The organism is Pseudomonas sp. GM84 (assembly GCF_000282535.1).
Classification (GTDB): Bacteria; Pseudomonadota; Gammaproteobacteria; order Pseudomonadales; family Pseudomonadaceae; genus Aquipseudomonas.
The window spans coordinates 18953-37677 of the sequence record NZ_AKJC01000087.1 but is presented as its reverse complement, the minus strand read 5'-3'; the positions used below and the strand labels follow the sequence as shown (position 1 = coordinate 37677).

At 63.5% G+C, this 18725-nt stretch carries 19 protein-coding genes; 9 read left to right on the top strand and 10 right to left on the bottom strand.

Features of this window, described 5'->3' with window-relative positions:
• The first annotated feature begins 3 nt into the window (after window positions 1-3).
• From PMI38_RS06875 to PMI38_RS06865, 3 genes are read left to right on the top strand one after another with little or no spacing between them, the layout of a single operon-like run.
• Window positions 4-1083, top strand: a complete 1080-nt coding sequence (locus tag PMI38_RS06875; RefSeq protein WP_008092094.1) for a COX15/CtaA family protein — start codon at window positions 4-6, stop codon at window positions 1081-1083.
• Window positions 1068-1961, top strand: coding sequence for a heme o synthase (gene cyoE / locus PMI38_RS06870; RefSeq protein WP_008092093.1), 894 nt, complete (start codon window positions 1068-1070; stop codon window positions 1959-1961). Before PMI38_RS06875 ends, cyoE begins: the two co-directional genes overlap by 16 nt.
• On the top strand, window positions 1958-2590 hold the full coding sequence (locus PMI38_RS06865) for an SCO family protein (RefSeq protein WP_008092092.1): 633 nt from the start codon (window positions 1958-1960) through the stop codon (window positions 2588-2590). The genes cyoE and PMI38_RS06865 overlap by 4 nt, the downstream gene beginning before the upstream one ends.
• Window positions 2591-2710: 120 nt before the next feature.
• Here PMI38_RS06865 and PMI38_RS06860 read toward each other — a convergent pair whose 3' ends face one another.
• The 3 genes from PMI38_RS06860 to PMI38_RS06850 form a co-directional block, all read right to left on the bottom strand.
• Window positions 2711-3481: a MetQ/NlpA family ABC transporter substrate-binding protein gene (locus PMI38_RS06860; RefSeq protein WP_008092091.1), complete on the bottom strand. Its 771-nt coding sequence runs from the start codon at window positions 3479-3481 to the stop codon at window positions 2711-2713.
• Between the two features lie 64 nt (window positions 3482-3545).
• Window positions 3546-4217, bottom strand: coding sequence for a methionine ABC transporter permease (locus PMI38_RS06855; protein WP_008092090.1), 672 nt, complete (start codon window positions 4215-4217; stop codon window positions 3546-3548).
• Window positions 4217-5224 (bottom strand): methionine ABC transporter ATP-binding protein, encoded by a 1008-nt coding sequence (locus tag PMI38_RS06850; RefSeq protein ID WP_008092089.1) that lies wholly within the window; start codon window positions 5222-5224, stop codon window positions 4217-4219. The genes PMI38_RS06855 and PMI38_RS06850 overlap by 1 nt, the downstream gene beginning before the upstream one ends.
• Before the next feature lie 227 nt (window positions 5225-5451).
• On the opposite strand from PMI38_RS06850, the gene katE reads away from it, so the two are divergent.
• On the top strand, window positions 5452-7596 hold the full coding sequence (gene katE / locus PMI38_RS06845) for a catalase HPII (RefSeq protein ID WP_008092088.1): 2145 nt from the start codon (window positions 5452-5454) through the stop codon (window positions 7594-7596).
• 83 nt (window positions 7597-7679) lie between these two features.
• Here katE and PMI38_RS06840 read toward each other — a convergent pair whose 3' ends face one another.
• The 4 genes from PMI38_RS06840 to zur all read right to left on the bottom strand — a co-directional run bounded on the left by PMI38_RS06840 (window position 7680) and on the right by zur (window position 10545).
• The gene (locus PMI38_RS06840; protein WP_008092087.1) at window positions 7680-8387 is read right to left on the bottom strand and encodes a PA5502 family lipoprotein; all 708 of its coding nucleotides are present in this window, start codon (window positions 8385-8387) and stop codon (window positions 7680-7682) included.
• A gap of 127 nt (window positions 8388-8514) precedes the next feature.
• On the bottom strand, window positions 8515-9297 hold the full coding sequence (znuB, locus tag PMI38_RS06835; RefSeq protein WP_008092086.1) for a zinc ABC transporter permease subunit ZnuB: 783 nt from the start codon (window positions 9295-9297) through the stop codon (window positions 8515-8517).
• On the bottom strand, window positions 9290-10063 hold the full coding sequence (znuC, locus tag PMI38_RS06830; RefSeq protein ID WP_008092085.1) for a zinc ABC transporter ATP-binding protein ZnuC: 774 nt from the start codon (window positions 10061-10063) through the stop codon (window positions 9290-9292). The genes znuB and znuC overlap by 8 nt, the downstream gene beginning before the upstream one ends.
• Window positions 10060-10545, bottom strand: coding sequence for a zinc uptake transcriptional repressor Zur (gene zur / locus PMI38_RS06825; RefSeq protein WP_008092084.1), 486 nt, complete (start codon window positions 10543-10545; stop codon window positions 10060-10062). Before zur ends, znuC begins: the two co-directional genes overlap by 4 nt.
• Before the next feature lie 18 nt (window positions 10546-10563).
• Here zur and PMI38_RS06820 point away from each other — a divergent pair, with 18 nt between their 5' ends.
• Window positions 10564-11520, top strand: coding sequence for a zinc ABC transporter substrate-binding protein (locus PMI38_RS06820; protein ID WP_008092083.1), 957 nt, complete (start codon window positions 10564-10566; stop codon window positions 11518-11520).
• Window positions 11521-11632: 112 nt separating this feature from the next.
• Here the strand turns inward: PMI38_RS06820 and PMI38_RS06815 are convergent, their stop codons facing one another.
• The gene (locus tag PMI38_RS06815) at window positions 11633-12583 is read right to left on the bottom strand and encodes a homoserine kinase (protein ID WP_008092082.1); all 951 of its coding nucleotides are present in this window, start codon (window positions 12581-12583) and stop codon (window positions 11633-11635) included.
• 69 nt (window positions 12584-12652) lie between these two features.
• Window positions 12653-12940, bottom strand: a complete 288-nt coding sequence (locus PMI38_RS06810; RefSeq protein WP_008092081.1) for a DUF2782 domain-containing protein — start codon at window positions 12938-12940, stop codon at window positions 12653-12655.
• Window positions 12941-13014: 74 nt separating this feature from the next.
• Here PMI38_RS06810 and polA point away from each other — a divergent pair, with 74 nt between their 5' ends.
• Window positions 13015-15762 carry a DNA polymerase I gene (gene polA / locus PMI38_RS06805; protein WP_008092079.1) on the top strand — a complete coding sequence of 916 codons (2748 nt, stop codon included), beginning with the start codon at window positions 13015-13017 and terminating at the stop codon, window positions 15760-15762.
• 385 nt (window positions 15763-16147) lie between these two features.
• Here polA and yihA read toward each other — a convergent pair whose 3' ends face one another.
• Window positions 16148-16780: a ribosome biogenesis GTP-binding protein YihA/YsxC gene (gene yihA / locus PMI38_RS06800; protein WP_008092077.1), complete on the bottom strand. Its 633-nt coding sequence runs from the start codon at window positions 16778-16780 to the stop codon at window positions 16148-16150.
• A 193-nt stretch (window positions 16781-16973) separates the two neighbouring features.
• On the opposite strand from yihA, the gene PMI38_RS06795 reads away from it, so the two are divergent.
• From PMI38_RS06795 to dsbA, 3 genes are all read left to right on the top strand, one after another.
• Window positions 16974-17276, top strand: a complete 303-nt coding sequence (locus tag PMI38_RS06795; protein ID WP_043273178.1) for a c-type cytochrome — start codon at window positions 16974-16976, stop codon at window positions 17274-17276.
• Between the two features lie 31 nt (window positions 17277-17307).
• On the top strand, window positions 17308-17925 hold the full coding sequence (locus PMI38_RS06790; RefSeq protein WP_008092075.1) for a c-type cytochrome: 618 nt from the start codon (window positions 17308-17310) through the stop codon (window positions 17923-17925).
• 153 nt (window positions 17926-18078) lie between these two features.
• Window positions 18079-18714 (top strand): thiol:disulfide interchange protein DsbA, encoded by a 636-nt coding sequence (dsbA, locus tag PMI38_RS06785; protein ID WP_008092074.1) that lies wholly within the window; start codon window positions 18079-18081, stop codon window positions 18712-18714.
• Window positions 18715-18725 lie beyond the last annotated feature (11 nt).

The following is an 18725-nucleotide window of genomic DNA, read 5'->3' as shown; positions in this document are numbered from 1 at the left end:
GCCATGGCTAGACCTGGATTTCGCCTTGCTGTGTTCGCCACCCTGCTGGCACTGCTGGTCGTCCTGCTCGGTGCCTACACCCGCCTGACCCATGCCGGCCTGGGCTGCCCCGACTGGCCGGGTTGCTATGGCTTCATCAGCGTGCCCAAGACCGATGCCCAGCTGGCCCATGCCGAGCTGCACTTCCCCGAGCACCCGGTGGAAGAAGCCAAGGGCTGGGCCGAGATGGTTCATCGCTACTTCGCCGGGACCCTGGCACTGGTGATTGCCCTGCTGGCCTTGCAGGCTGTTCGGCGCCATGCCCGCGACGGTCAGCCCTACCGCCTGCCCGTGCTGTTGCTGGGCGTGGTGCTGGCCCAGGCGGCGTTCGGCATGTGGACGGTGACGCTGAAGCTGTGGCCGCAGGTGGTCACCGCGCATCTGCTCGGCGGCTTCACCACCCTGAGCCTGCTGTTGCTGCTGTCCCTGCGTCTATCCCGGGCCTTTGCGCCCTTGCCGAAGTTGCCCTTGAGCCTGCGCCGGATCGCTGCGTTGGCGTTGCTGGTGGTCATCGGCCAGATCGCCCTGGGCGGCTGGGTCAGTGCCAACTATGCGGCGGTCGCCTGCATCGACTTGCCCACTTGCCATGGCCAGTGGTGGCCGGCAGCGGACTTCAGCAACGGCTTCCACCTGACCCAGCACGTCGGCCCCAACTACCTGGGCGGGCAGCTGGACAGCGATGCGCGCACGGCCATCCATATCAGCCATCGCCTCGGTGCCCTGCTGGTCACCTGCGTGCTGCTGATGCTCAGCTGGAAGCTGTATCGCTGTGGCCTGCAAGGCCTGGCGCGCCTGGTGCTGTGCGCCTTGGCGCTGCAGGTTGGCCTGGGCATCAGCAACGTGGTGTTCCAGTTGCCGCTGGCCGTGGCGGTGGCGCACAACGCCGGTGGCGCCCTGTTGCTGCTGAGCATGGTGCTGGTCAACTACCGCATCCGCGTGGTCGACAAGGTGCGCATGGGTGTCGGCCAGGGTTGGCGCCTGCGGCCAGTCGCTGGCGTGGCCATCTCCCAACACATGAGGAACGGCTCGTGGCGACGCTTCTGAATGCCTGGCGTGCCGGCTGGCGCGACTACCTGGAGCTGACCAAGCCCAAGGTCGTGCTGCTGATGCTGATCACCTCGCTGGTGGGGATGCTGCTCGCGACCCGGGCGGGCGTGAGCTGGAACGTGCTGCTGTTCGGCAACCTGGGCATCGGCCTGTGCGCGGGCGGTGCGGCAGTGGTCAACCACGTGGTGGACCGGCGTATCGACGCGCTGATGGCGCGCACCCACAAACGCCCTGTCGCCCAAGGGCGGGTCGAGCCGCTGCCGGCGCTGTTGTTCGCGCTTGCCCTGGCGCTACTGGGCATGGCCTTGCTGCTGGTGTTCACCAATGCCCTCACCGCCTGGCTCACCCTGGCCTCGCTGCTCGGTTATGCGCTGCTCTACACCGGCTTTCTCAAGCGGGCGACTCCCCAGAACATCGTCATCGGCGGCCTGGCCGGGGCGGCCCCGCCGTTGCTCGGCTGGGTAGCGGTGAGCGGGCATATCAGCGCCGAGCCATTGCTGCTGGTGCTGATCATCTTCGCCTGGACGCCCCCGCACTTCTGGGCCCTGGCCCTGCACCGCAAGGCCGAATACGCCAAGGCCGATATCCCGATGCTGCCGGTGACCCACGGCGAGCGCTACACCAAGCTGCATATCCTGCTCTACAGCCTGATTCTGTTGGCGGTGACCCTGCTGCCCTATGCCATCCACATGAGCGGCCCGCTCTACCTGGCCTGTGCTCTCGCCCTGGGCCTGCGCTTCCTGCACTGGGCCTGGGTGTTGTACCGTGGCAGCCGGCCGCACGCGGCGATCGGCACCTTCAAGTACTCTATCGGCTACCTGTTCGCGCTGTTCGTCGCGTTGCTCGTTGATCACTACCTGTTGCTGAGCCTATGACCAGAACCCAGAAAACCGTCTTCATCCTCGTTGCCGTCGTCGCGCTGATCCTGGGCCTGACCGTCAACAAGGTGCTCAATGGCCACGATCAGCCCAACCCGACCGAGCTGATCGACGCCGGCATCATCCTCCTGCCGCAGAGCCGCACGGTGGCCGATGTGACCATGACCAACCAGGATGGCCAGCCGGTGCAGCTGGACGATCTCAAGGGCAAATGGTCGCTGCTGTTCTTCGGCTACACCTACTGCCCGGACATCTGCCCGACCACCTTGGCCCAGCTGCGCCAGGTGAAGAGCGAGCTGCCGAAGGAGGCCGTGGACCGTTTGCAGGTGGTGCTGGTGAGCGTGGACCCGAATCGCGATACGCCGAACCAGCTCAAGCAGTACCTGGGCTACTTCGACAAGGATTTCGTGGGGGTGGCGGGGTCGATCGAGGATACCCAGAAGCTCGCCAATGCTTTGAGCATTCCGTTCATTCCGGCCGATACCAGCAAGCCTGGGTATACCGTGGATCACAGCGGCAACCTGGCCGTTGTCGGGCCGGATGGGCGTCAGCGTGGGTTCATTCGCGCGCCGTTCAATAACCAGAAGCTGGTGGCGCAGCTGCCGGGGCTGGTCAAGCGGGATTGATGCAGGCTTCAAAAGCATCGCCGGCAAGCCGGCTCCCACAGAGATCGTGCGCAGCCAGAGAACTGCGCTGTACCTGTGGGAGCCGGCTTGCCGGCGATGGGGGCAACGCGATGCTGCGGCTTAGAACGCCGGAACGACAGCGCCCTTGTACTTCTCGACGATGAACTGCTTCACCTCTGGCGAGTGCAGCGCTGCCGCCAGTTTCTTCATGTCTTCCGAGTCCTTGTTGTCCGGGCGGGCAACAAGGATGTTCACGTAAGGCGAGTCGCTGCCTTCGATGGCCAGCGCGTCTTTCTCCGGGTTCAGCTTGGCTTCCAGCGCATAGTTGGTGTTGATCAGGGCGATATCGACCTGGGTCAGCACGCGCGGGATGGTGGCTGCTTCCAGCTCGCGGAACTTCAAGCCCTTGTCGTTACCGGTAATGTCTTTGACGGTCGACAGGATGTTCTTGTTGTCCTTGAGCTTGATCACGCCGGCCTTGTCCAGCAGCAGCAAGGCACGGCCGCCGTTGGTGGCGTCGTTGGGAATGACCACGGTGGCGCCGGAGGACAGCTCGTCGAGCTTCTTGATCTTGGTCGAGTAAACGCCCAGCGGCTCGATGTGCACGCCGGCCACGCTCACCAGGTGGGTGCCCTTGGCCTTGTTGAACTCATCCAGGTACGGCTGGTGCTGGAAGAAGTTGGCGTCCAGGCGCTTTTCGGCCACTTGCACGTTCGGCTGGATGTAGTCGGTGAATTCCTTCACCTTCAGGTTCACACCTTCTTTTTCCAGCTGAGGTTTGACGAAGTTGAGGATCTCGGCGTGCGGCACCGGGGTGGCGGCGACGGTCAGGTCACCGGCATGAACCGAGAAGGCCGCAACGGCGGCAGCAACAGCAAGCAGCTTCTTCATGAATCACTCCTTGTGAGGGCCGCGACGGCCCCCGAACGGGTCGGCCGGGCCGACCCCATTGGGGTTACTTACGGGAAAAATGCACGACCAGTTTGTCGCCCACGCTCTGCAGGACTTGAACCAGTATCAGCAACAGCACCACGGTGACCACCATGACGTCGGTCTGGAAACGCTGGTAGCCGAAGCGGATGGCCAGGTCGCCCAGGCCGCCGGCACCGACCACACCGGCCATCGCGGTGTACGACACCAGGGTAATGGCCGTGACGGTGATGGCGGCGAAGATGCCCGGGCGGGCTTCTGGCAGCAGCGCGTTGGTGATGATCTGGCGGGTGGTGGCCCCCATCGACTGGGTGGCCTCGATGATGCCGCGGTCCACTTCACGCAGGGCGGTTTCCACCAGGCGCGCGAAGAACGGCGTGGCACCTACCACCAGCGGCGGGATGGCCCCGGCCACACCCAGCGAAGTACCGGTGATCAGCACGGTGATCGGGATCATCACGATCAGCAGGATGATGAACGGCAGCGAGCGCAGGATGTTGACGATCAGCGACAGCAGCGCATACACGCCCTTCTGCTCGAACATCTGACGCGGGCCGCAGAGGAACAGCAGCACGCCCAGCGGCAGGCCGAGCAGTACGGTGAAGAACAGCGAGCCGAACAGCATGATCATGGTATCGACGGTGGCCAGCCAGATTTCGGCCCAGTCGACGTTGGCGAAGAAATTCAGGGCGTCCATCAACGCAGTACCTCCATATGTACGTCAGCTGCCTTGAAGCGGTCGAACGCCGCTTCCATGTCGCCGCCGGTGACGGCCAGGGTCAGCTGCCCATAGGGCACATCCTTGATGCGGTCGATACGCCCGGCGAGGATGCTGTAGTCCACACCGGTTTCGCGGGCCACGGTGCCCAGCAGCGGCGCGTAGGTGGCATCGCCCTGGAAGGTCAGGCGGATGATGCGGCCCGGTACATGGGCGAAGTCGTCGCGTTGTTCGCCTTCGTCGACCTGCTCGTCTTCCTGGACGAAACGCTTGGTGGTCGGATGCTGCGGGTGCAGGAACACTTCGGCCACCGAGCCCTGCTCGACGATCAGCCCGGCATCCATCACGGCCACGCGGTCGCAGACCCGGCGAATCACATCCATTTCGTGGGTGATCAGCACGATGGTCAGTTTCAGCTCACGGTTGATCTCGGCCAGCAGTTGCAGGACCGACGCCGTGGTCTGCGGGTCGAGGGCACTGGTGGCCTCGTCGCACAGCAGGATCTTCGGGTTGGTGGACAGGGCGCGGGCAATGCCGACGCGCTGCTTCTGGCCGCCAGACAACTGGGCCGGGTACTTCCTGGCGTGGTCTTGCAGGCCCACGCGGGCCAACAGCTCGCTGACACGCTGGTCGATCTCGCGGCGCGACAGTTCGCCGGCCAGGGTCAGCGGCAGGGCGACGTTGTCGGCGACGGTCTTGGAGGCCAGCAGGTTGAAGTGCTGGAAGATCATCCCGACCTGCTGGCGGAAGCCGCGCAGCTGGTTGGCGTTGAACGCGGTGACGTCTTCGCCGTCGACGATGATCTTGCCACCGGAAGGCTCTTCCAGGCGGTTGATCAGGCGCAGCATGGTGCTTTTGCCAGCGCCGGAATGGCCGATCAGGCCGAACACCTGGCCGTCTTCGATGGTCAGGCTGGTCGGATTCAGGGCGGGGATTTCCCTACCGGCGACGCGGTAGGTCTTGTGTACATGTTGGAACTCGATCACGTAGCGAACCTTGTGGGGCGCATGGAATTTGGGGTCAGCGGTTAGCTGGGGTGGCGCATTTTAGCCTTTTCCCATAGCTGTTCTTAGCATTTATTTCGTAATGCTCCAATCCATCGGGCATAACGCGACAACTGGTAATCCCGATTGAACGCTCGGCAAAGCCTTCCAGTCACTAGTGGAACAAGCCCGCTACGGGCACGCCTGAAGACTGATGAGGAGAGCCGACCATGCCCAGCAAGAAAACGGACGCGCCCAAGCACAGTGAGGCCGCCGGCACCCAGACCCCTGACCGGGCCAATACCAATGCCAAATTGCAGAGCCTGGAGGCTTTTCGCAGCGATGCCACCGGCCAGGCGCTGCGTACCAACCAAGGGGTGAAAGTTGCCGATAACCAGAACACCCTGAAGGCGGGGGCCCGGGGGCCGTCGCTGCTCGAAGACTTCATCATGCGCGAGAAGATCACCCACTTCGACCACGAGCGCATACCCGAACGCATCGTCCACGCCCGCGGTACCGGGGCCCATGGCTATTTCCAGAGCTACGGCAACCACGCCGAGCTGACCAAGGCCGGTTTCCTGCAGGACCCTGAGAAAATCACCCCGGTATTCGTGCGCTTTTCCACCGTGCAGGGGCCGCGCGGTTCGGGTGATACGGTGCGCGATGTGCGCGGCTTTGCGGTGAAGTTCTACACCGATGAAGGCAATTTCGACCTGGTCGGCAACAACATGCCGGTGTTCTTCATCCAGGATGCGATCAAGTTCCCCGACTTCGTGCACGCGGTGAAACCCGAGCCGCACAACGAAATGCCCACCGGCGGCTCGGCCCACGACACCTTCTGGGACTTCGTCTCGCTGGTGCCGGAGTCGGCGCACATGGTCATCTGGGCGATGTCCGACCGGGCCATTCCGCGCAGCCTGCGGATGATGGAAGGCTTTGGCGTGCACACCTTCCGCCTGATCAACGCCGAAGGCGTGGCCAGCTTCGTCAAGTTCCACTGGAAGCCGCGCCAGGGCGTGCACTCGGTGCTCTGGGACGAAGCCCAGAAGCTGGCGGGCAAGGACACCGACTACCACCGTCGCGACCTGTGGGACGCGATCGAGAAAGGGGACTACCCCGAATGGGAGTTGGGCGTACAGATTGTCCCCGAGGCCGATGAGCATAAATTCGACTTCGACCTGCTCGACCCCACCAAGATCATTCCCGAAGAGCTGGTGCCGGTGACGCTGCTGGGCAAGATGGTGCTCAACCGCAACCCGGACAACTTCTTCGCTGAAACCGAGCAGGTCGCCTTCTGCCCCGGGCACATCGTGCCGGGCATCGACTTCAGCAATGACCCTTTGCTGCAGGGCCGGCTGTTTTCCTACACCGATACCCAGATCAGTCGCCTGGGCGGGCCGAACTTCCATGAAATCCCGATCAACCGGCCGGTGGCGCCGAACCACAGCAGCCAACGCGATGCCATGCACCGCATGACCATCGACAAGGGTCGTGCGTCCTACGAGCCCAATTCGATCGACGGCGGCTGGCCGAAAGAAACCCCGCCAGCCGCGCAGGATGGCGGTTTCGAGAGTTATCAGGAGCGCATCGAGGCGCACAAGATCCGCCAGCGCAGCGAATCGTTCGGCGATCACTTTTCCCAGGCGCGGCTGTTCTTCCAGAGCATGAGTCCGAACGAACAGCAGCACATCATCAAGGCCTACAGCTTCGAGCTGGGCAAGGTGGAGCGTGAGGAGATTCGCATCCGTGAGGTGAACGAGATCCTCGCCAACATCGACCTGAAGCTGGCGGCGGCGGTGGCGGCCAACCTCGGGCTGCCTGCGCCCAAGCAGGGCACAGTCCAGGTAAAAGGCAGCAAACCCGCGCAGTCCAAGGCCTTGAGCCAGATGAACCACCCCGGTGATGTGGGCATCAAGGGACGCAAGATCGCGGTCGTGGTGGCCGATGGTGTGGATGCTTCGCGTGTCGATGCGCTAGTGAAGGCGCTTGAGGCGCAAAGCGCGCGGCCCATGCTGCTGGGGCCGACTTCGGCGCCCGTGAAGACGGCGGATGGCAAGGCACTGCCGGTGGCGGCGTCGATCGAGGGGATGCCGTCGATCATGTTCGACGGGATCGTCGTTCCGGGTGGGCAGGGTTCGATCGATGCGTTGGCGGCCAGTGGCGTGGCCAAGCATTTCCTGCTGGAGGGCTACAAGCACCTGAAGGCGATGCTGCTGGCCAAGGAGGCCAAGGCACTGGTGGGCGGCCTGGGGCTGAAGGAGGACAAGGGGTTGTTGCTGGGGGATGACCAGAACACCGTGGAGGCCTTTGTCAAAGCGGTCGAAGGGCATCGGGTGTGGGAGCGGGAGGCGGCGGCAGAGGCTATTCCTGCCTGATCGGTGTCGTCTTCATCGCCGGCAAGCCGGCTCCCACACGGTTACCTGTGGGAGCCGGCTTGCCGGCGATGAGGCCATCAACATCACTGCTGATGCGGGACCAATACCACCTGAGCCGGCAACTTGCGCTGAATCTCATGCTTCTGCTTCAGCTTGAAGCCGCTGTCGATCTTGTGCACCCGCTTCTCCAGCAGGTTTTTCAACCAAGGCGCATCCTCGGTACGCGGCACCTGGAACACCACCTCGCACTGGTAATTCACCACGTCCTTGGCAATTTCATCGAGCTGGCGGCGCATGGCGGCAATATCCGTGGTTTTCAGCGCAATCACCGTGCTCGGCGCAGTCGGGTCGATCACCCGCGCCTTCGGCTTGGCTTCGGCCGCCTTCAAGGCCGCTTCGGCTTTCTCAAGCTCGGCCTTGCGTGCCTGGGAGACTGCATCACCGCCCGTGACGGCCGGTGCCTGCGGCATCAGCGCACGGGCTCGGGCCAGGGCGGTCGCCGCTGCGTTGACATCGCCCTTCTGCAGGACGATCTGGCTGCGCTTGAGGTAGGCCTCGGCCAGCTGGCGCTGGTACTGCTCCAGGCGCGCGTCATCGGGCGACTGGGCCTGCAGGGCAGCCAGCTGGTCTTCGGCGGTGGCCAGCTCATTGCTGGCGATATTCTGCTGCAGCTGCTGCCAGGCATCGGCTTGGGCAGGTGCATCGGCCTGATCGACAGGCGCACTGGAACAGGCGGCCAGGAACAGGGAAAACGCGGCAACAAGCAGATAACGGGATGCGAACGGCTTCATTCCTGCGACTCTCTATTTGCGCAAAAAGCGAGCAAGTCTACACCCAGGTGCGCACGCTCGAAAACAGGTCTTACAGACCCCTTACCCGCGAAAAAGTTGCAGGGCACACGCTCGTGTACCCCGGTTTTCAGCGTTTTGGCAGGGCCAGGCTCAGCAAGAATAGCACCGCCGCGCAGACCACGATCGATGGGCCGGCGGGGGTGTCCTTGAACCAGGACATGGCAAGGCCCCCGCAAACGGCTGCAACGCCCAGCAGGCTGGCACCCAGCGCCATCTGTTCGGGCGAGCGGGCATGGCGTTGCGCGGCGGCAGCCGGGATGATCAACAGTGAGGTGATCAGCAGCACACCGACGATCTTCATGGCCACGGCAATCACCACGGCAATCAGCAACATCAGCGCCATGCGCAGGCCGGCCACCGGCAAGCCTTCGACCATGGCCAGTTCTTCATGCACGGTAATCGCCAGCAGTGGCCGCCACAATGCAGCCAGCAGCAGCAAGACCAGCGCACTGCCGCCAAGGATCCAGCCCAGGTCGCCGGGGCTTATGGCCAGCAGGTCACCGAACAGGTAGGCCATCAGGTCGATGCGCACGTCCTTCATGAAACTCAGCACCACCAGGCCCAGCGACAGGGTACTCGGCGCGAGGATGCCGAGCAGGGTGTCCGAGGCCAGCGGCTGGCGCTGTTGCAGGGTGACCAGGAGGATGGCCAGCAACAGGCAGCCGACGGTTACCGCCAGCGCCGGGCTGACGTCCAGCACGAAGCCCAGGGCCACGCCCAGCAGCGCGGCATGGGACAGGGTGTCGCCAAAATAGGCCATGCGCCGCCACACCACGAACGAGCCAAGCGGGCCCGCCACCAGCGCCAGGGAAAGACCCGCAAGCAAGGCGTAGAGAAGAAAATCAGCCATGCTTGCAGTGCTCTCCGTGAACATGGGCGCCAGGGGCAACGACTGAACCGTGCAGGTCGTGGCTGTGGTCATGGTGGTGGTGATAGATGGCCAGGCTCGGGGCGTTCTGGCCGAACAGCTCGACGAAGGCCGGGTCGTTGCTGACCTGCTCGGGGTGGCCCGAGCAGCACACGTGACGGTTGAGGCAGACCACCTGGTCGGTGGCGCTCATCACCAGGTGCAGGTCATGCGAAACCATCAGCACGCCGCAGCGGTGGCGGTCGCGCAGGCGGGTGATGAGGTTGTACAGCTCGGTCTGGCCGACCACGTCGACGCCCTGCACGGGCTCGTCCAGCACCAGCAGCTCGGGTTCGCGCAGCAGTGCTCGGGCCAGCAGCACGCGCTGCATCTCACCACCGGAAATGGTCTGGATCGGGCTGTCGATCACTTGTTCGGCACCGACTTCCTGCAACGCCGACAGGGCTGCCGCGCGGTCTACGCCGGGCACCAGGCGCAGAAAGCGCAGCACCGAGAGCGGCAGCGTGGCATCTACCTGGATCTTCTGCGGCATGTAGCCGATACGCAGCTTCGGCTTGCGCCACACTTTGCCGCGGTGCGGCTTGAGCAACCCGAGTACGGCGCGCACCAGGGTGGTCTTGCCGGCGCCGTTGGGGCCGATCAGGGTGACGATCTGGCCGGGTGCCACCGACAGGTCGATGCTGTCGAGCACCGCCTCGCCGCCGAAGGTGACGCCGACCTGCTCAAGGCGGATCAGGGCGTCGCTCATGCTGTGCCCCGGCAGTTGCCGCACAGGCCAACGATTTCCACCGTCTGGGTCTCGACCGTGAAGCCCACGCCCTTGGCGCTGGTGACGATGGCGTCGCTGATGCTGTCCTGCTCCAGCTCGATGGCCACGTGGCACACGCGGCAGATCAGGAACTGGCCATGGTGCGCGTGTTCCGGGTGGCTGCAGCCGATGAAGGCGTTGAGCGAGGCGATGCGGTGCACGAGGCCGTTTTCCAGGAGGAAATCGAGTGCGCGGTACACCGTGGGCGGGGCGGCGCGGCGGCCGTCCTGCTCGCTGAGCACGGCGAGGATGTCGTAGGCGCCCAGCGGCTTGTGGCTCTGCCACACCAGTTCCAGTACACGGCGACGCAGTGCGGTCAGGCGCAGGCCTTGGCGGGTGCACAAGGCGTCGGCTTCGGCCAGGGCGCTGTGCACGCAATGGGAGTGATCGTGGGGGCGGTGAGCCAGCGGCGTGATGGACATGGTCAGCGACGGTTCTGGATGGAGACGTTATTATGTTACCTGTTTCTGACGAGTCGAGTATTCAACGTGTCCCGATTCCTTGTGCTTTTTGTCGCATTCATCGCCTGCTCGGCGCAGGCCGACGTGCGCGTGCTGACCAGTATCAAGCCCTTGCAGCAGATTGCCGCCGCCGTGCAGGACGGCGTGGGCAGCCCAGACGTGCTGCTGCCCCCCGGCGCCTCGCCGCACCACTACGCACTGCGCCCTTCGGACGTGCGGCGAGTGGGCGATGCCGACCTGCTGTACTGGATCGGCCCGGACATGGAGAGCTTCCTGCCACGGGTGCTCGGCAGCCGCAGCAAGCCCACGGTCGCCGTGCAGTCGCTGACAGGCCTGCAACTGCGCCACTTCGGCGAGGACAGCCAGTCCCACGAGGAAGACGGCCACGACGAGCATGACCACGATCACCGCCCGGGCAGCCTGGATGCGCACCTGTGGCTGTCATCGGCCAATGCGCGGGTGATCGCGGCGAAGATGGCGGCGGACATGGCGGCGGCGGACCCGGCCAACGCGGCGCGCTACCAGAGCAACCTGAAGGCGTTCAGCGAGCGTCTCGACGGCTTGGATGCACGCATCAAGGCGCGTGTGGCGGGTATCGCCGACAAGCCCTACTTCGTGTTCCACGAAGCGTTCGACTACTTCGAGTCGGCCTATGGGCTGAAGCACACCGGTGTGTTCAGCGTGGCCTCGGAGGTGCAGCCTGGCGCGCAGCATGTCGCCGCCATGCGCAAGCGCCTGCAGGAAGTGGGCAAGACGTGTGTGTTCAGCGAGCCGCCGTTGCGGCCGCGTCTGGCTGAGACGCTGACGGCGGGGCTGCCGGTGCGGTTGGCCGAGCTGGATGCACTGGGTGGCGCCGACCCGGTGGATGCCAAGGGGTATGAGCGCTTGCTGGAGAAGCTGGGCGGTGATCTGGCGGGGTGCCTGGAGCAGCTTTAATGTTGTGCTGGCCCTTTCGCGGGACAAGCCCGCTCCCACAGGTACAGCGGAGCACTCAAGTGCCGTGGAGAACCTGTGGGAGCGGGCTTGTCCCGCGAAGGGGTCGCCTCGGTTACAAGGCGAACGGCAAGTGCAAAGCCACCTGCTGGCGCTGCGCCAGACGCACTTCAAACTCGCTCGGGTCATGGATCATCACATCCATCCCGGCAAACGACTCCGCCGCTATCAGGCGCGACAGCCAGAAGCGCACACACCCTACCCGCAGCATTTCCGGCCACAGCTCGGCCTCGGCCGCCGTGAACGGTCGCAACACCGCGTAGGCCGCCAGCAGCGCCTGGGCGCGTGGCAGATCGATCGCACCTTGCTCATCCAGGCACCAGTCGTTCACGGTGATGGCGATGTCATACAGCATCGGCCCGGAGCAGGCGTTGTAGAAGTCGATCACACCGGTCAGGTGGGTGCCTTCGAACATCACGTTGTCACGGAACAGGTCGGCATGCAGGTTGGCTCGCGGCAAGGCGAGGATCTGGGCCTTGTGCGCAGTGATTTCGTCCAGTGCCGGCTGCAGCAACGCCACTTGCTCGGGGGTCAGGCGCGGCATCAGCTCGGCGCCGGAGGCCAGCATCCAGTCCAGGCCGCGGTCGGTCTTGCGCTCGATCACGCGGTCGCGGGTGGCCAGGTGAATGTGCGCCAGCAGCTCGCCGACCTGGGCGCAGTGCTGGTTGTTCGGCGCCTTGATGTGCTTGCCCGACAGCCGTGGCTGCAGCAGGGCAGGCTTGCCGCACAGCTCGCGCAGGCCGTTGCCGTCGCGATCACGCAGGGCATAGGGCACCGGCATGTCGGCGGCGTGCAGGGTATCGAGCAGTTCGATGAAGAACGGCATGTCCTCGCTGGGCCCGCGCTCGATCAGCGTCAGGACGAACTCCCCCTGTTCGAGGCTGACGAAGAAATTGCTGTTTTCGGTGCCGGCGGCAATGCCCTGGAAGTCGAGTAGACGGCCCAGCTCGTAAGGCGCCAGAAAGGTTTCCAGCTCAGGCCGGGTCACGGGGGTGAAGACTGACATGATGAAAAGATGCCCATACGGGCACTTCCGCCGGGAAGTGCCGGGTTGATGTGAACGATACGCGTCAGATTACCACTCGAAGATCTTCCAGGACGGAATCAGCATGTCCGGCTGGTCGGAACGAATGAAATTGCCATCAGAGCCATCGGCGCGTACCAGAAAATAAGGTTTGCCGTTTTTCGGCGTGATCTTGATCGCATACAGGAAGCCGTTCTGGCGGTATTCCTGGATGGTTTTATCGCCTTCCGTGCGAATGGTCACCTCGGGATCGGCCGAGGGGGCGTCGTCCGCCGCCAGGGTGACGACTGGCATGGTTGCCAACAGACCGAGCACTAACAGGCGATTGAGTGTACGCATGATAACCTTGTCCCTTTGTCGTCATTGATCCGGCTATTCTAGCCCCGGACCCGCCGAAAAGGTTGATTCTCCTCATGAGCCAAGCGCCTCTCGTCCTGGTGGACGGTTCCTCCTACCTCTACCGCGCTTTCCACGCACTGCCGCCGCTGACCACCTCCAAGGGCATGCCCACCGGCGCGGTCAAGGGTGTGCTGAACATGCTCAAGAGCCTGCGCAAACAATACCCTGACAGCCTCTTCGCGGTGGTGTTCGACGCCAAGGGCGGCACCTTCCGCGATGCCATGTTCGCCGAGTACAAGGCCAACCGCCCGAGCATGCCGGACGACTTGCGGGTCCAGGTCGAGCCGTTGCACGCCAGCGTCAAGGCACTGGGCTACCCGCTGCTGTGCGTGGAGGGCGTGGAGGCCGACGACGTGATCGGTACCTTGGCGCGTAGCAGTGCCGCCCAGGGCCGGCCAGTGATCATCTCGACCGGCGACAAGGACATGGCGCAGCTGGTGGACGGCCACGTTACCCTGGTCAATACCATGACCGGCAGCGTGCTGGACGTCGCTGGCGTGCACGAGAAGTTTGGCGTTGGTCCCGAACACATCATCGATTTCCTCGCCCTGATGGGCGACAAGGTCGACAACATTCCTGGCGTACCGGGCGTTGGTGAAAAGACGGCAGTAGGCCTGCTGACCGGTATCGGCGGTGGTCTCAGCGACCTCTACGCCAACCTCGACAAGGTGCCGACGCTGGCCATCCGTGGCGCCAAGACCCTGCCCGCCAAGCTGGAAGAGCACCGCGACGCGGCGTTCCTGTCCTATGAGCTGGCGACCATCAAGCTCGACGTGCCGCTCGATATCGAAGTGGACGCGCTGGTGTGTGGCGAGCCGGACCGCGAAGCCTTGCTGGCGCTGTACACCGAGATGGAGTTCAAGAGCTGGGTCGCTGATGTTCAGCGTGACGCGGCCAAGGCTGGCGCTGAGATCGCGCCGGTCGAGGAGCCTGCGGCCAAGGTCGAGCCGAAGTACGAGACCATCCTCGACCAGTCCCGTTTCGACGCCTGGCTGGAGAAACTGCGCCAGGCGCCGTTGTTCGCTTTCGATACCGAGACCACCAGCCTGGATGCGCAAAAGGCGCAGCTGGTCGGCCTGTCCTTCGCCGTGCAAGCCCATGAAGCCGCCTATGTGCCGCTGGCCCACGACTACGAAGGAGCGCCCGTTCAGCTGGACCGTGAAGCCGTGCTGCTGGCCTTGAAACCGCTGCTGGAAGACCCGGCCAAGGCCAAGGTCGGGCAGAACGCCAAGTACGACATCAACATCCTGGCCAATGGCATTCCGGCCATCGAGATGCGCGGCGTGGCCTACGACACCATGCTCGAATCCTACGTGCTCAACTCCACCGCCACCCGTCACGACATGGACAGCCTGGCGCAGAAGTACCTCGACCACGCGACCATCTCGTTCGAGGACATCGCCGGCAAGGGCGCCAAGCAGCTGACCTTCAACCAGATCCACCTGGACAAGGCCGGCCCTTACGCGGCCGAAGATGCCGACATCACCCTGCGCCTGCACCAGGCGCTGCAGGCGCGTCTGGCCAAGACGCCGAGCGTGCAGCCGGTGCTGATGGACATCGAGATGCCGCTGGTGCCGGTGCTGGCCAAGATCGAGCGCCAGGGTGCGCTGGTCGATGCCGCCTTGCTGCAGGTGCAGAGCGGTGAGCTGGGCGTGAAAATGGCCGACCTGGAGCGTCGCGCCTACGAGCTGGCCGGTGAAGAGTTCAACCTCGGTTCGCCCAAGCAGCTCGGCTCGATCCTCTACGACAAGCTGGGCATGCCAGTGCTGAGCAAGACCGCCAAAGGCCAGCCGTCCACCGCCGAAGCGGTACTCGACGAGTTGGCCGAGCAGGGCTACCCGCTGCCTGAGGTACTGATGCAGTACCGCAGCCTGAGCAAGCTCAAGAGTACCTACACCGACAAGCTGCCGGGCCAGATCAACCCGCGCACCGGGCGCATCCACACCTCGTACCAGCAGGCGGTGGCGGCCACCGGTCGTCTGTCGTCGAGCGACCCGAACCTGCAGAACATCCCGATCCGTACCGCTGAGGGCCGGCGCATTCGCCAGGCCTTCGTGGCCAGCCCGGGCTACCAGCTGCTGGCGGCGGACTATTCGCAGATCGAGCTGCGCATCATGGCCCACCTGGCCAAGGATGAAGGCCTGCTGCACGCCTTCCGTAATGACCTCGATGTGCACCGTGCCACCGCGGCGGAAGTATTCGGCGTGGCCCTGGAAGCGGTCACCACCGACCAGCGTCGCAGCGCCAAGGCCATCAACTTCGGCCTGATCTACGGCATGAGCGCCTTCGGCCTGGCCAAGCAGATCGGCGTCGACCGCAAGCAGTCGCAGGACTACATCGACCGTTACTTCGCCCGCTATCCGGGCGTGCTGGCCTATATGGAGCGCACCCGCGCCCAGGCTGCGGAGCAAGGTTTCGTCGAGACCCTGTTCGGCCGTCGCCTGTACTTGCCGGACATCAACGCCAAGAACCCGGCCCTGCGCAAGGGCGCCGAGCGCACCGCGATCAACGCGCCGATGCAGGGTACCGCCGCCGATATCATCAAGCGGGCGATGGTCAACGTCGACAATTGGCTCAGCCAGAGCGGCCTGGACGCGCGCGTCATCCTGCAGGTACACGACGAACTGGTGCTGGAGGTGCGTGCAGACCTGGTCGAGCAGGTGAAAGATGAAATTCGTGGGCACATGAGCAGTGCCGCGCAACTGGATGTGCCGCTGCTGGTCGAAGTGGGTATTGGCGCGAATTGGGACGAAGCTCACTGATTGAGCAGGGAAAGCTGTGTAGGATCTGCGGCGTAGTGACGCGGATCCTGCAGTGGCCCTATGCCACTGGTTCTGAAGTTTCATGAAACTATCGCAAATAGTTTTCAGGGCTTCGGAACTAAATGGGTGAAGCGGAACTCAGAGTAACTGAATGGCTGGTGAAGCCCTTCGATGCTCCTATGTTGTGTTAAGTGTTGGCAGATACCCGGACCCCGCCCTAGCGGTCCGGACTTGGACCCCGAACTTCCCCCTCCCCATACGAAGTCCGGGGTTTTTTTTGCCCGGAATTTGGGTAGGCGGTGCTGGCCCTATCGCCGGCAAGCCGGCTCCCACAAGGTCGGTGGGGCCACCCTGTGGGAGCCGGCTTGCCGGCGATGAAGCCACCTCAGGCTACTGGTTTGTCTTCCAGCTCCATCCAGTCGGCCAGCACTTTGTAGGCCTCTTCCAGCCCCAAACGCTTGGGTGCCGAGAACAGCTGGATGGTCACGCCATCCCCCCAACCCTTGCGAATCTCCGACTGCACCTTGAGCAGCGTGTTCTTGGCCGCGCCGTGGGTCAGCTTGTCGGCCTTGGTCAGCAGGATGTGCATCGGCATGCCGCTGGCCTTGGCCCAGTCGAGCATCATCTTGTCGAAGTCGGTCATGGGATGGCGCACGTCCATCATCAAGATCACCCCGCGCAGGCACTCGCGGCTGCCCAGGTAGGCTTCCAGGTGGCGCTGCCAGTGTTGCTTGAGCGGAATCGGGACTTTTGCATATCCGTAGCCCGGCAGGTCGACCAAACGCCGTTCATCGTCCAGACTGAAGAAATTCAACAGCTGGGTGCGCCCTGGAGTTTTCGAGGTACGCGCCAGGCTGGCATGAGTCAGGGTATTGAGGGCACTGGATTTGCCGGCGTTGGAACGGCCGGCGAAAGCCACCTCGTAACCCTGATCGTCCGGGCATTGTTCGACCTTGGCAGCGCTGAGGGCGAATTTGGCTTTCTGGCAGAGGCCGAGGATGGGGTTCTTGACTTGCATGGGATATCCGATGTGGGTGTTGCCAAAGCCTAGGCCGGCAAGCGGTGTCGTTTCCGTTTGGATGGCGGAAGTATATAATGCCCCAGTTTTTGTGTGCTCATTCTCCCAGCGAAGGAGAACGGGCATGGGGTGTCGAACAATAGCTCGCGCATCAGAACGCAGCGCGTCCCCCAACCCTGTCAGGTCGTTTCGCATGGCGAAATGGCTGCTTGCTGTCGGTATGTTCCTGCCGTTTTTCAGCGCACAGGCTACACAGGATCCCGAGGCGTTGTACAACCGCACGTGTGCGGCCTGTCACGCCGGGCAGTTGCCACAGGCACCCAAGAAGGGCGACCGGGCAGCGTGGGAGCCAAGGCTGGCGAAAGGCATGGAGTTACTCCAGACGCATGTTACCCAGGGTTTCAAGGCTATGCCGCCGCGTGGATTGTGCATGGACTGCAGTGCCGAGGACTACCGTTTGGTCATCCTTTGGATGAGCGGCAGTCCCGATACATAACATTTCACCCTTAGCCGTGTTGGATTAGCTGATGAACAAACTAGTCGTGAGTCTGCTGTTGACCATGGGTGTCGCCGGTGCAGCCACTGCTGCGGACCCCATCAAAGGCGATGCCGCCGCCGGCCAGGCCAAAACGGCCGTTTGTGGAGCCTGCCACAACCCCGACGGCAACAGCCTGGCGCCGAACTTCCCGAAACTGGCCGGCCAGGGCCAGCGCTACCTGGAAAAACAGCTGCACGACATCAAGTCGGGCAAGCGTACCGTGCTGGAAATGACCGGCATGCTGGCCAATTTCAGCGACCAGGATATGGCCGATATTGCCGCCTATTTCTCCAGCCAGAAGGGTAGCGTCGGCGCTGCCGATCCCAAGTTGGTCGAGCGGGGCAAGGCCTTGTTCAATGGGGGTGACCTGGAAAAAGGCATGCCTGCCTGTACCGGCTGCCACTCGCCCAATGGCGCGGGTCTCGCACTGGCCGGTTTCCCGCATCTGAGCGGCCAGCATTCGCAGTATGTGACCAAGCAGCTCACTGACTTCCGCGAAGGCAACCGCACCAACGATGGCGATGCGATGACCATGCGCACCATTGCCGGCAAGCTGAGCAACAAAGACATCGAGGCCTTGTCCAGCTACATCCAGGGTCTGCATTAACATTCGGTTAATGCGTCAACGGTAAAGATGAAAGGGCGGCGCGGACCGCCCTTTTTTCTGTCCGCTGCCGTTACACTACAGAACTCGGGCCCTTCCCGACTTGTCTCAGAACGGGTCGTGTCGAGGCGACCAATGACTGCTCAGGAGTAAAGCATGCGTAAACTGATTCTCAGCGCCGCGCTGGTCGCTGCCAGCGTGTTCGGTATGGCCGCCGTCCAGGCCGCAGAGCCTATTACGGCCGGTAAGGAATACCTCGAGCTGAGCAACCCTGTTCCGGTATCCGTCCCCGGCAAGATCGAAGTGGTCGAACTGTTCTGGTACGGCTGCCCTCACTGCTATACCTTCGAGCCGGTGATCAACCCATGGGTTGAGAAACTGCCCAAGGACGTCAACTTCAAGCGCGTGCCTGCCATGTTCGGCGGTCCCTGGGATGCCCACGGCCAGATGTTCCTGACCCTTGAAGCCATGGGCGTCGAGCACAAGGTTCACGCGGCGGTGTTCGATGCCATCCAGAACCAGCGCAAGCGCCTGACTGACAAGAACGACATGGCCGACTTCCTGGCCACCCAGGGCGTCGACAAGGACAAGTTCCTCGCCACCTTCGACTCCTTCGCCATCAAGGGCCAGGTCAACCAGGCCAAGGAACTGGCGAAGAAGTACGAAATCACCGGCGTACCAAGCATGGTAGTCAACGGCAAATACCGCTTTGACCTTGGCACCGCCCAAGGGCCGGAAGGCGTGCTGAACGTCGCCGACCAACTGATCGCCAAGGAGCGCGCCGCTAAGTAAGCGGCGTACCC